9 protein-coding genes and 1 pseudogene are annotated in these 13233 nt (G+C 73.0%); all 10 read left to right on the plus strand.

What is annotated here, in order from left to right; translation table 11 throughout:
• Nucleotides 1–80 precede the first annotated feature (80 nt).
• The 10 genes and pseudogenes from HEP85_RS26090 to HEP85_RS26135 all read left to right on the plus strand — a co-directional run bounded on the left by HEP85_RS26090 (nt 81) and on the right by HEP85_RS26135 (nt 13210).
• Nucleotides 81–1580, plus strand: a complete 1500-nt coding sequence (locus tag HEP85_RS26090) for a DUF3152 domain-containing protein (protein ID WP_369657842.1) — start codon at nt 81–83, stop codon at nt 1578–1580.
• Between the two features lie 79 nt (nt 1581–1659).
• A complete protein-coding gene (locus HEP85_RS26095; protein WP_315986905.1) occupies nt 1660–1752 on the plus strand; it encodes an Ms4533A family Cys-rich leader peptide in 93 nt (30 codons plus the stop codon).
• Nucleotides 1753–1903: 151 nt separating this feature from the next.
• Complete coding sequence (locus HEP85_RS26100) at nt 1904–3622, plus strand: ABC transporter substrate-binding protein (protein WP_168530107.1); 1719 nt, start codon at nt 1904–1906, stop codon at nt 3620–3622.
• Between the two features lie 4 nt (nt 3623–3626).
• Nucleotides 3627–4619 carry an ABC transporter permease gene (locus tag HEP85_RS26105; protein WP_168530108.1) on the plus strand — a complete coding sequence of 331 codons (993 nt, stop codon included), beginning with the start codon at nt 3627–3629 and terminating at the stop codon, nt 4617–4619.
• Complete coding sequence (locus HEP85_RS26110; protein ID WP_168530109.1) at nt 4616–5632, plus strand: ABC transporter permease; 1017 nt, start codon at nt 4616–4618, stop codon at nt 5630–5632. The genes HEP85_RS26105 and HEP85_RS26110 overlap by 4 nt, the downstream gene beginning before the upstream one ends.
• Nucleotides 5629–7560, plus strand: coding sequence for an ABC transporter ATP-binding protein (locus HEP85_RS26115; RefSeq protein ID WP_211118068.1), 1932 nt, complete (start codon nt 5629–5631; stop codon nt 7558–7560). The genes HEP85_RS26110 and HEP85_RS26115 overlap by 4 nt, the downstream gene beginning before the upstream one ends.
• A 249-nt stretch (nt 7561–7809) precedes the next feature.
• Nucleotides 7810–9705 (plus strand): annotated as a pseudogene (locus HEP85_RS26120) (DUF3492 domain-containing protein); the annotation flags it as partial.
• A 323-nt stretch (nt 9706–10028) separates the two neighbouring features.
• Nucleotides 10029–11165 (plus strand): hypothetical protein, encoded by a 1137-nt coding sequence (locus HEP85_RS26125; protein ID WP_369657843.1) that lies wholly within the window; start codon nt 10029–10031, stop codon nt 11163–11165.
• Between the two features lie 348 nt (nt 11166–11513).
• Nucleotides 11514–12473, plus strand: coding sequence for an NAD(P)-dependent oxidoreductase (locus tag HEP85_RS26130; protein WP_168530111.1), 960 nt, complete (start codon nt 11514–11516; stop codon nt 12471–12473).
• Nucleotides 12461–13210, plus strand: coding sequence for a spherulation-specific family 4 protein (locus HEP85_RS26135; RefSeq protein WP_168530112.1), 750 nt, complete (start codon nt 12461–12463; stop codon nt 13208–13210). The genes HEP85_RS26130 and HEP85_RS26135 overlap by 13 nt, the downstream gene beginning before the upstream one ends.
• Nucleotides 13211–13233: the final 23 nt, after the last annotated feature.

Below are 13233 nucleotides of genomic sequence, written 5' to 3' on the forward strand. Positions count from 1 at the left end.
CCCAGCCGCCGCGCCCTCCGGCGGGCGGGACACCGGCCGCGGGAGCGCCCCGCGGGACGGACGGGACCCCGGCGCACGGAGTGCCGCGCTTCCAGGACCGCTTCCAGGACGGGACCCCGGCCCACGGCATTCCCCGGCAGTCCGACGGGACACCGGCCCATGGGGTGCCGCGTTTCCCCGACGGGACGCCCGCGCGCGGGGTGCCGCGTTTCGCCGAGGGGACCCCGGCGCGCGGAGTGCCGCGCTTTCCCGACGGGACGCCCGCGCACGGCATCCCGCGGACGGCCGACGGGATGCCCGTGCACGGTGTCCCGCGGATGGCGGAGGGCGCTCCGGCCCGGGGGCAGGTCCAGGCGCGTGGCGGGCACCCCGAGCAGCGTGAGACCGGGGGCGGCTGGGGCGAGTTCAGGGGCGGTCCGCCGAGCGGAGCCGCGTACGGCGGCCCCCGGACGACACCCCGCGCCGCGCCCGCCGGCCAGTCCGGGCCCATGGTGCCGGGCGGACCTCGCGTCCCCGGCCAACGCCAGGAGACCGGCACGGCACCGGGGACCGGGTCCGGGGACGGGCATGGGCCGCGGCAGGCCTACGTGGACGCCTTCGACGAGGGCGGCACCGGGGACGTCGACCTCTTCGCGCCCCGGCGGACCACCACGCTCCGCAGCTCCCCCCACGGCCCCGCCGCCGGCTGGGACACCCCCGTCACCGACTGGGATCCGCAGGTCGTCGAGGAGTCGCCGCCGCAGCCCGAGGAGGAGGGCAGGTCCAGGGGCGGCAAGGGCCGGACGTTCACCGGTATCGCCGCGGCCGCCGTCACCACCGTGCTCGCCGTCGTGGTCGCCGGACAGGTGGCCACGGGACGCGACGGCGGCGGCGCCCACACGCAAGCCGCCGGTGCGGGCCGGGGCGCCCTCGACCCCGCCTCACGCGGCGACGACCGGGCCACCGCGTCCGGCACACCCGGCGTGCGGCCCGTGAAGACACTGACGTACGACGAGAAGATGGGCGTGACGTACCCGCTCGGCCCCAAGCTCAAGGCGTCGGGCAGGTTCGACGCCGTCGCCGGGTTCGACAAGGCGCCCGGCACGGGCCGGAAGTACACCTATCGAGTGGATGTGGAACAGGGGCTCGGACTTGACGGCGCGCTCTTCGCGCAGGCCGTGCAGAAGACCCTGAACGACCGGAGGAGCTGGGCCCACAACGGCGCCCGCTCCTTCGAGCGGATCTCCTCCGGCAGGCCCGACTTCGTGATCACGCTGGCCAGCCCGGGTACCACCGCCGACTGGTGCGCCAAGTCCGGTCTGGACACGACCGAGGACAACGTGTCCTGCGACTCGGCCTCCACCGAACGCGTCATGATCAACGCGTACCGCTGGGCCCAGGGCTCCAGGACGTACGGCGCCGCGATCCACCCCTACCGGCAGATGCTCATCAACCACGAGGTCGGCCACCGGCTCGGATACGGCCATGTCAGCTGCGAGAAGGACGGCGCGCTCGCTCCGGTCATGCAGCAGCAGACCAAGTTCCTCGATCATGACGGGATTCACTGCCTGCCCAACCCCTGGCCGTACCCGGGCAGTTGACCCCAAGACGGCAGGAGTCACGTCCGTCACGGGCTGGACCACGTTGACATGCTCCGAAAGTTCGTTCATATTTCTGCGCATGTGGTCCAGTCCTGCCGTCCGTCGCGCCGCCATCGAGCTGGCGCTGATCGGCGTGACCGCGCTCTGCGTGGCCGACATCCACTGTCGCTGACGCCCGCCCCCGGCGTGCTCGTCGCGATTCCGTTCCCACCGTGACCGCAATGGTCCGTGACCTTTCGGCGACCTGACGCCGGGGCAGACGTTTGTTCACTTTCGTCTCACTCCTCGTCAACTTGTCTCACCATCCGAGAGGTCGTCTTCCGATGCGTCAACCGTCCGTGAACAGAGCCCGTGTGGCCACCGTTTCGCTTGCCCTGGTCGTGGCAGCGGGCGCCGCCGCCTGCGGGCCCAAGGACAACGATGCCAAGGGCGCCGGTGGCGACTCCAAGCCGCGGAAGGGGGGCACGCTCACCGTCCTCAACGCCAACCCGCAGGAGGACTTCGACCCGGCGCGCCTGTACACCTCCGGCGGCGGCAACGTCCCCTCCCTCGTCTTCCGTACGCTCACCACACGCAACCGCGAGAACGGGGCCGCCGGCGCCAAGGTCGTCCCCGACCTCGCCACCGACACCGGCCGCCCGAGCAAGGACGCGACCGTGTGGACGTACACCCTGAAGAAGGGCCTCAAGTACGAGGACGGCACGCCGATCACCTCCGCCGACATCAAGTACGGCATCGAGCGTTCCTTCGCGGCCGAACTCTCCGGCGGCGCCCCCTACCTGAGGGACTGGCTGATCGGCGGCGCCGACTACCAGGGCCCCTACAAGGACAAGAAGGGCCTCGAGTCGATCGAGACCCCGGACGACCTCACCATCGTCTTCCACCTCGACAAGCCCGAGGGCGAGTTCCCCTACCTCGCCACCCAGACGCAGTTCACGCCCGTCCCGAAGGCCAAGGACAACGGCACCAAGTACGAGGAGCACCCGATCTCCTCGGGCCCGTACAAGGTCGTCAAGAACGAGAACGACGGCGAGCGGCTGATCCTGGCGCGCAACACGCACTGGTCCGCGTCGACCGACGCCGAGCGCAAGGCCTACCCCGACAAGATCGACGTACGGTCCGGCCTGGACTCGTCCGTGATCAACCAGCGACTGTCCTCGTCCCAGGGCGCGGACGCCGCCGCCGTCACCACCGACACCAACCTCGGCCCCGCCGAGCTCGCCAAGGTCACCGGTGACAAGGAACTCGCCTCGCGCGTCGGCACCGGGCACTTCGGCTACACCAACTACATCGCCTTCAACCCGAAGGTGAAGCCGTTCGACGACCCGAAGGTGCGGCAGGCGATCTCGTACGCCATCGACCGCACATCGGTGATCAACGCGGCCGGCGGCTCCTCCCTCGCCGAGGCGGCGACCACCTACCTGCCGAACCAGAAGTCCTTCGGCTACACGCCCTACGACCACTTCCCGGCGGGCGCGTCCGGCAACCCGGCCAAGGCCAAGGAGCTCCTGAAGGAGGCGGGCCACCAGAACGGCCTCACCGTCACCCTCACGCACTCCAACGACAAGGACTTCGAGACCAGCCCGGAGATCGCCACCGCCATCCAGGACGCCCTGAAGAAGGCCGGGATCACCGTCAAGCTGCAGGGCCTTGAATCCAACGACTACAAGGACAAGATCCACGGCGCCAAGACCGAGCCCGGCTTCTTCCTCGCCCACTGGGGTGCCGACTGGCCCTCCGGCGGCCCCTTCCTCGCCCCGATCTTCGACGGCCGCCAGATCGTCAAGGACGGCGCCAACTTCAACACCGGCTTCCTCGACGACAAGGCCGTCAACACCGAGATCGACGCGATCAACAAGCTGACCGACCTCGACGAGGCCGCGCAGCGCTGGGGCGCACTCGACAAGAAGATCGGCGAACAGGCCCTGACCGTGCCGCTGTTCCACCCGGTGTACAAGCGCCTCTACGGCAAGGACGTCAAGAACATCGTGATCAGCGACTGGACCGGCGTGCTGGACATCTCCCAGGTCGCGGTGAAGTAGCACCATGAGCGAGGCAATCATCGCCTCCCAGGCCCCCGGGACGGACATATCCGTCCCGGGGGCCTCCGGGGCCCGTCAGTTCTGGCGGCGGCTGCGCACCCAGCGCGCCGCCCTCGTCGCGGCGGCCGTCGTCGCGCTGCTCGTCCTGGTCGCACTCGCCGCACCGCTGCTCACGGCGGTGGAGGGCCAGGACCCGACCACCTACCACCCCTCGCTCGTCGACTCCGCGCGCGGCGGCGTACCGCTCGGATCACTCGGCGGTGTCAGCGGCGACCACTGGCTCGGCGTCGAACCGCAGACGGGCCGCGATCTCTTCGCCCGCCTCGTCTACGGCGCCCGGGTCTCCCTCGGTGTCGCGTTCGCGGCCACCCTCGTGCAGGTCCTCATCGGCGTCGGCGTCGGCGTCGCGGCAGGCCTCGGCAACCGATGGGTCGACCAACTGCTGAGCCGCGTCACCGACATCATCATCGCGATGCCCCTCATGATCATGTCCCTCGCGCTGCTCGCGATCGTGCCCAGCAACTTCCCGCGCCCCGTCCTGGTCGCCCTCATCATCGGCCTGGTGGCCTGGGGCTCGACCGCGAAGATCGTGCGCGCCCACACGCTGACCCTCAAGGAGCTCGACCACGTGGCGGCGGCCCGGCTCAGCGGCTGGGGCCCCTGGCGCGTCGCCCGCCGCGAACTCCTGCCCGCGCTGGCCGCGCCCGTCATCACGTACGCCGCCCTCCTCGTCCCCACGAACATCACCGTCGAGGCGGCGCTCAGCTTCCTCGGTGTCGGCGTGAAACCGCCGACCCCCTCGTGGGGCCAGATGCTCACCGCGGCCGACGTCTGGTACCAGGCGGCGCCGCAGTACCTGCTGCTGCCGGCGGGCTCGCTGTTCCTCACCGTGCTCGCGCTGACCGTCCTCGGCGACGGCGTGCGCACGGCCCTCGACCCGCGCGCCGCCTCGCGGCTGCGCATCGGCACGGGACGCAAGCGGGAGGCCAGGGCATGAGCAACCTGCCCGGGGCCGGCGGATTCACCGGATTCGCCGTACGGCGTCTGGCCGGCGCCGTCGTCACCCTGCTCGCGATCTCCGTGATCATCTACCTCGTCTTCTACGTCGCTCCCGGCGACGTCGCCCAGATCACCTGCGGCCCGCGCTGCTCGCCCGCCCAGGTGCACCAGGTCTCCGAGCAGTTGAAGCTCGGCGATCCGCTGTACCTGCGCTACTGGCACTTCCTGCAGGGCATCGTCGTCGGGCACGACTACTCGACGGGCACCTCCGTGCAGCACTGCGGCGCGCCCTGCCTCGGCCTCTCGTACCAGAGCGACCAGCAGGTCACCCACCTGATCTGGACGAAGCTGCCCGTCACCCTCTCGCTCGTGCTCGGCGCGATGGTGCTGTGGCTGATCCTCGGCGTCGGCACCGGCGTGCTCTCCGCGTGGCGCCGCGGCCGGATCACCGAGCGCGTGCTGACCGGCGTCACGCTCGCCGGCACCGCCACACCCGTCTTCGTCATCGGGCTGGTGCTGATGATCGTCGTCTGCGGACAGCTCCAGTGGCTGCCCTTCCCGCAGTACGTGCCCTTCACCGAGGACCCCGAGCAGTGGGCGTGGAACCTGCTGCTCCCCTGGCTGGCGTTCGCCCTGATCGAGGCCGCCAAGTACGCCCGGCTGACCCGCGCCTCGATGCTGGAGACCCTCGCCGAGGACCATGTCCGCACCTTCCGCGCCTACGGCGTGGGGGAACGCTCGATCATCGGCAGGCACGCCCTGCGCGGTGCGATCGCGCCGGTCATCGCGCTGAACGCCAACGACGTCGGCTCGGCGATCGGCGGCGCCGTGCTCACCGAGACGATGTTCGGACTGCCCGGACTCGGACGGGAACTCGTGCACGCGGTGCAGGTCGTCGACCTGCCGGTGGTCGTCGGGATGGTCCTGGTCACCGGCTTCTTCGTGGTCCTGGCCAACGCCGTCGCGGACGTCCTGTACGCGGTGGCCGACCGACGGGTGGTGCTGACGTGAGTCTCGTGAAAACCGACGAATCCCTGGACGGCGGGCCGGACGACAGCGACGACACGCTCGTGGACGTCCGCGACCTCGTCGTCGGGTTCGGGGACCTGCGCGCCGTCGACGGGCTCTCCTTCACCCTCAAGAAGGGCGCCGCGCTCGGACTGGTCGGCGAGTCCGGCTCCGGCAAGTCCACCGTGGCGTCCGCGCTGCTGGCGCTGCACCGGGGCACCGGAGCGCGCGTCGGCGGTGCGGTGCGGGTGGCCGGGGTGGACGTACAGGCCGCCTCCGACGACGAACTGCGGCGGCTGCGGGGCGGGAAGGCCGCGATGGTCTTCCAGGATCCGCTGTCGTCCCTCGACCCGTACTACGCGGTCGGCGACCAGATCGCCGAGGTGTACCGGGTCCACGTGAAGGCGTCCCGGCGCGCCGCACGCGCGCGTGCCGTCGAGGTGCTCGACCGTGTCGGCATCGCGGACGCCGCCCGCCGCGCGCGCTCGCGCCCGCACGAGTTCAGCGGCGGCATGCGGCAGCGCGCCCTCATCGCGATGGCGCTGGCCTGCGCGCCCGACCTGCTGATCGCCGACGAACCGACCACGGCCCTCGACGTGACCGTCCAGGCCCAGATCCTCGACCTGCTGCACACCCTGCGGGAGGAGACCGGGATGGGGCTGCTGCTGGTCACGCACGACGTGGGCGTGGCCGCCGAGAGCGTCGACGACGTGCTCGTCATGCGGCACGGGAGGGCGGTCGAGCGCGGGCCGGTCGCGGCGGTCCTCGGGGCGCCGCGAGAGGCGTACACACGCGAGTTGTTGGGTGCGGTTCCGCGCGTGGAGGTTGCGCGCGTAAAGGTTCCGCGCGCGGGCGTTCGGGACGCGGGCGTTCCGGGTGTGCACGCGCCACGCGTTCGGGCCGGGGTGGCCGTGCTTAAGCTCCTGTCGAGGGGGGGCGGGGGCGAGGCTGGGGCGGACGGCCGTGGTGCGTCCGACGGCGGTGCGTCGGGCGTTGGTGCGTCGGGCGTTGGTGCGTCGGACCGTGGCGTGTCGGGCGGCGGCGTGTCGGATGGTGGCGTGCCGGATGACCGTGCGTCGGTCGCCGGCGCGTCGGTCGGTGATTCGTCCGGTGGCGCGTCCGCTGACGGGGCGGACGGCGAGGTCGTGCTCGAAGCGGTGGACCTGCGGCGCGAATTCGGCCGTGGCAAGCGGCGGTTCACCGCCGTGGACGGGGTGTCGCTCACGGTCCGGCGCGGGGAGACGCTCGGCGTCGTCGGCGAGAGCGGCAGCGGCAAGACCACGCTGGGGCGGATGCTGGTCGGGCTGCTGGAGCCGACCGCCGGGTCGGTGCGGTACGAGGGCCGGGCGCAGTCCGGCGTCCGTCCCACCGTCCAGATGGTCTTCCAGGACCCCGTCTCCTCCCTCAACCCCCGCCGCAGTGTGGGCGAGTCGATCGCCGATCCCCTCCGGGCCCGCGGCGAACGGGACGAGACGCGCATCCGGGGGCGCGTACGGGAGCTTCTGGAGCGCGTAGGGCTCGAAGCGGCGCACTACGACCGCTACCCGCACGAGTTCAGCGGCGGACAGCGCCAACGCGTCGGCATCGCACGGGCGCTCGCCGCCGACCCGCGCGTCATCGTCTGCGACGAACCGGTCTCCGCGCTCGACGTCACGACACAGGCCCAGGTGGTCGCCCTGCTCGCCGAACTGCAGCGCGAACTCGGTCTCGCGCTCGTCTTCGTGGCGCACGACCTGGCCGTCGTACGCCAGGTCAGCGACCGGGTCGCGGTGATGCGAGGCGGCCGGATCGTCGAACACGGCCTCGCCGACGACGTGTACGAGTCCCCGCAGGACCCGTACACGAAGCAGCTGCTGGCCGCCGTACCGGCACTCGATCCCGAGGTCGCGGCGGAGCGGCGCAGGGCCCGCAGACAACTGGCCACGGTATGACGGGACGTCACCACTTGATTCCCTAGCGGGACAGAACGCGACCTGCGCGGGAAAGTTACGCCCGTTCACCCCTTTTGGTGGCGCGATGGACAACCGTCCGTCGCGCCACCGCCATGTCCGCATACGTTCTTCCCGCTGCGAGCCGCCGGGTCAACGGCGGCTCCCCATATGGGAGATCGGGGGTGCACTCGTGCGCATCGGACTGCTTACGGAGGGTGGCTATCCGTATGTGAGCGGTGACGCCAAGCTCTGGTGCGACCGGCTCGTGCGCGGGCTCGGGCAGCACGAGTTCGACATCTACGCGCTCAGCCGCAGCCGACAGCAGGAGGACGAGGGCTGGGTCCCACTGCCGCCCCAGGTCAACCGGGTACGGACGGCTCCGCTGTGGACGGCCGAGGACGACGGAGCGGTGTACGGGCGCAGAGTGCACGGCCGCCGGGTGCGACGGCGGTACGCCGAGTGCTTCGGGGAGCTGGCGGCGGCGGTGTGCGCGGGCCCGGGAAGCCTGGACGGCCCTGGGGATGCTTAAGCGCTTCCGGTGGGGCGGGGGTTTCCGGCAACGCGGGGTCGACCGGGGGCCTCGGTGTCGCGGGGGGAGCGGGCGTCGGGAGCGGGCCGGGCGTGGCGGGTGGACCGCGTGTGGCGGGTCGACCGGGTCTCGCGGGTGGACCGGGTGTCGCGGGTGGACCGGGTGTCGCGGGTGGACCGGGTGTCGCGGGTGCTTCGGGGGTTCTCGTCGGCTCGGGGGTTTCCTTCGGCCTTGAGGCGGACCGTTTCGCCAACGCGTTGTACGGGCTCGCGGAACTCGCCCGCGACGAGGGCGGCCTGGCCGGCGCGCTGCGCTCCGAGGGCGCCGTGCGCGCATGGGAACGCGCCTGCCGCGCGCCGGGCGCACTGCGCGCCGCGCGCACCGCTCGCGTGCCCGACCTGCTCTCCGTCGCCGCCCACGTCGAGCGGTCGCTGCGCCCCCTCTCGCTGGACTGGTACGCGGACGACGGGCTCGGCGCGGTCGACCTCTGCCACGCGGCCGCCGGCGGCTCGGCGGCCCTGCCCGGTCTGCTCGCCCGGCACTTCGCCTCGGTCCCGCTGCTCGTCACGGAGTACGGGGTGCCGTTGCGCGCGCACTATCTGGCCTCCGCCGCCACCGAGGAGGCGCCCGCCGTACGGGCGTTGCTCGCCTCCTTCCACGGCCGGCTGGCCACCGAGGTCTACCGCCGGGCCGCGCTCATCACGCCCGGCAACACCCACGCCCGCCGCTGGCAGGAGCGCTGCGGCGCCGACCGCGCCAAACTGCGCACGGTCTACCCCGGCATGGAGGCGTCCCGCTTCGCGGAGGTGGGGGAGAGCGTCGGGGGAGCCGACTGCGCGGACCCGGACACGCTGGTGTGGGTCGGACGGGTCGAACCGTCGAAGGACCTCGTCTCCCTGCTGCACTCCTTCGCCGAGATCCGCAAGGAAGAGCCGAAGACCCGGCTGCGGATCATCGGAGCGCCCGCCGAAGGGTCCGACGGCGCGCTCTATCTGGCTCACTGCAAGGCGCTGGCCGCCCACCTCTTCCCCGACGAGGCCGAGGGCGCGCACGCCGTCGGCGACAACCCGGTGTCCTTCGAGGAGATCGGTTGTCCGGAGGCCCCGGGGCTCGCGGAGGCGTACGCGTCCGGTGCCCTGGTCGTCCTGTCCAGCGTCGTCGAGGGCTTCCCGATCAGCCTCGTCGAGGCCATGTTCTGCGGCCGCGCCACGGTGTCCACCGACGTCGGCGCGGTCGTCGAGGTCATCGGCGGTACGGGGCTGGTGGTGCCGCCACGCAATCCGCGGGCGCTCGCCGAGGCGTGCGTGGCGCTGCTGCGCGACCCCGCGCGGCGCGCACGCCTCGGCGCGGCGGCACGCGCGCGTGCCCTCGAACTGTTCACCGTCGAGCAGAACGTCGAGGCATTTCACGGCATTTACCTCGAGATCGTCTCGCACTCCCCGATCCGGCGGGTCGTCGTGGACGCCGCGGGCGAACCACTGCCCTTCGGCGTACCCGCGGAGGCCCACGTGCCCGGCCGCTGGACCGAGGCCCGCCCCATCGCCGCGGGGCGGCAGCGCTGGGCGGCGGGGGCCCCGGTGCGCGCGACGGTTCCGCTGACCGCGGGGGAGAGCGCGTGATGAGCGAACCGGGCCCAACCGAAGGACGACTCGGCGCAATGGACCGGCCCGCTGCACCGGGGAGTTCCGGGACCTGGGACGAGCAGTCGGTGGAGCGGCTTCTGGGGGACGAGCAGTCGGTGGAGCGGCTTCTGGGGGACGAGCAGTCCGTGGCAGACGAGGAGGCGGACCCGCGCGCGCGGACGGCCGTACCGAACGGGGGGACGGCCGTACCGAACGGGGGGAGTCGGACGGGGAGCGCACCCGGTCCCGCACCCGGCGGCGCGCCTTTCAGCCCCGGATCCGGCGCTGAGACAGGGGAAGGGACAGAGGCAGCGGGCGTGGGTACGAGCGCGGTGCCCGGCTTCTCGAACGCCGAGGGCGGCCTCCCCGGACACTCCCGCAGGCCCCCCGGCCGCCGCAACACCGTGGACCCGGTGAAGGCCCTGATGCACCGGCACCGCGAGCTCTGCGAACGCGCCGTCGACCCGCTGGAGATCGCGGCCGGCCTGGAGGCACACGGACTGACCGACCGGACCGCAACCCGCTTCCGCCACCGTGACGTGTTCTCCCTCGCCGAGGAGATGTACGCACGCCGGACGCGCGAGGTGGAACCGGTCCCGCAGCCCGCCCCCACCGAACGCTCGGGCGCACGCGCCGGTTGGGCCGTTCTCGCCCTGCTGCCGGGCCTCCTCTGCGCGGCCACCGTGACCGGACTGCGGTTCACCGAAGGGCAGGCCCACCTCGCCGTCGCCGCGACCGGCACCCTCGCCGTGGCGCTCGGCCTGCGCGCCGCCCTGCGCCGCGGCCCCCTCGGCACCGCCCACCGCATGACGAACGGCACCCGTGCGTGGACCTGTTGGCTGATCGCGTACGCCCTGTTCGGTGACGGGCTGCTGAGCGCCGCCCTCTCCGGCGGACCCGACGACCCCTGGCCGCCCGCCACGGCGCCCGTACTCGCCCTCGCCCTGTCCTGCGCCCCCGCCGCCTGGTGCGCCCACCTGTTCATGGCGCGTGCCCGCCGCGGACTGGCCGCCAGCCGGGGCCTGAAGGAGTTCGCGGTCTCCGTGAGGCCCCTGCTCCTGGGCGTGTTCGCCCTCTTCCTGTGTGCCCTCGGCGCCCTGCTCGCGCTGTGCGGGGCGGTCCTGGACGAGCCCCCCGCCTACGCCGGAGCGGGCGCCCTCGGCGCGCTGCTTCTCCTCGCACGCCTGCTCACGGCGCGCGGCTTCACCCACGCCCCCGCTGTCGTGCTCGGCGCCGCCGGCGCGGCCGAGGCGACCGCGACGGCCACGGTCTTCGCCGGCCGCCTGCCCGGCTGTTCGTTCCTGGACACGCCCGTCGAGACCGTCGCCTACGCCTGGGGACCCGGCGCCGTCCCGGCCCTGGTGTGCGGCGCGGGCGCCCTCGTCCTCCTGATCCACGCGACCCGCACCCTGACCCGGGCCTCGGCCCACGCGGCACCCGACGGGACGCCATGAGCACCGCCCCCGCCCCCGACCCCGGCCGCGCACACGGCGTCGCCCAAGGCTCGGCCCGGTCGCCGCTCGGCGCACCCCGGTGGACACCGAGCCCGGTCCGGACGAGCCGCGCGTCGCCCGCACCGCGTCACGACCCGCGCGCCCCGATCCGACCCACGGTCCCTCCACCCTCGCGTCACCCCCGCGAGCCGCCGCGAGCGCCGCCCGAGGGCCCCAGCCCCTTTGCCGGGCCCACCTCTCCCGCGGGGCCGACACCGCGGGCCTCCCTTCCGACCCATGGCACCACCCTGAAGGAGAACGCCAGATGATCACCTCCCGAACCGGAGAATCCGCCCCGGGAGCCGCCCGATGAGGGTCCTGCTGATCGGAGCCAACGGATACCTCGGCCGTTTCGTCGCCGACAGGCTGCTCGCCGACCCGGCCGTGCAACTCACCGCGCTCGGCCGGGGCGACGACGCCGACGTACGGTTCGACCTCGCCTCGGGCAGCCCCGGCGCACTCACCCGCTTCCTGGACGCGGTGCACCCCGGGGTCGTCGTCAACTGCGCCGGTGCCACCCGCGGCGGCGCCCGTGAACTCACCCGGCACAACACCGTCGCCGTCGCCACCGTCTGCGAGGCCCTGCGGCGCAGCGGGTGCGGGGCGCGGCTCGTGCAGATCGGCTGCGGTGCCGAGTACGGGCCCAGCCAGCCCGGCTCGTCCACCGCCGAGGACGCCGTTCCGCGGCCCGGCGGCCCGTACGGCGTCAGCAAACTCGCGGCCACGGAACTGGTCCTCGGCTCCGGACTCGACGCCGTCGTCCTGCGCGTCTTCTCGCCCGCCGGGCCCGGCACGCCCGCCGGATCCCCGCTCGGCCGTCTCGCCGAGGCCATGCGGCGCGCCATGCAGTCCGGCGACGGCGAACTCAAACTCGGCGGACTCGGCGTCCAGCGCGACTTCATCGACGTCCGCGACGTCGCCCGTGCCGTCCACGCCGCCTCCCTCTCCGCCGCACAGGGCGTCATCAACATCGGCTCGGGCCGCGCCGTCCGCCTGCGGGACGCCGCCGCCGTCCTCGCCCGCGTGGCCGGCTACGGCGGCACACTGCACGAACTCGACGGCCCGCCCGGACCCATGAGGGCACCCATCGGGCACCCCCGCCCCGAACCCGACCAGGCGGGCCCGGTCGCCTACCCCTACCCGGACGGCTGCGGCAGCTGGCAGCAGGCCGATGTGCGCACCGCGCGCGACCGCCTCGGCTGGCGGCCCCGGATCAACCTCGAGGAGTCCCTCGCCGACATCTGGATGGAGGCGGCATGCCGCATCTGACCAGCGCCACGGCGGGCACCGCGAGCACGAACCTGAGGACCGGCTTCGGCATCCCCGGCTACGCGCACCCCCTCGTCGCGCCGGGGGAATGGGGCGCACTCACCCGCCCCGGCACGCCCCTGCACTGGGTCGTCCTGAACGTGGCCGAAGGCCCTGGCATCCGCCCCGACCCGCACTGCCTGGAGGCCGTCGGCCGGCTCCGCCACGCCGGTGTGCGCGTGCTCGGGCACCTGGACCTCACGTACGGCGCACGCGCCGTCGGCGAGGTGATCTCCGACGCGCACCGGTATCTCGACTGGTACCGGGTCGGCGGCTTCCTCCTGCACCGCTGCCCCACCGAGCGCGCCGCGCTTCCCGAGGTCCGCCGGGCGGTCACCGGGCTCCGCGCGCTCCTCGACGACCCGCACATCGTGCTCGGCCACGGCACCCACCCCTACCCCGGCTATGCCGAGAACGCCGACCAGCTGGTGACGTTCTCCGGCTCCTGGAGCGACTACCGCTGGTCGCAGGTCGCCGAGTGGACCGCCGACTACGCGCCCGAGCGGTTCTGCCACTTCGTGCACGGCGTGCCGCGCGGTCATCTGGACGAGGCGTTGCGCATCGCCCGCTGGCAGGGCGCCTCGACCATCTACTTCACCGACCGCACGGACCGGGGCGGTCGTGCCGATCCCTGGGAGTCGATGCCCGGCTACTGGGACGAGATCGTCTCGCGGATCGGAACGGGTGTCTCGGAATGAAGAAGGGCGTGGCAGTGTTACGG

This window comes from Streptomyces sp. RPA4-2 (assembly GCF_012273515.2).
Classification (GTDB): domain Bacteria; phylum Actinomycetota; class Actinomycetes; order Streptomycetales; family Streptomycetaceae; genus Streptomyces; species Streptomyces kaempferi.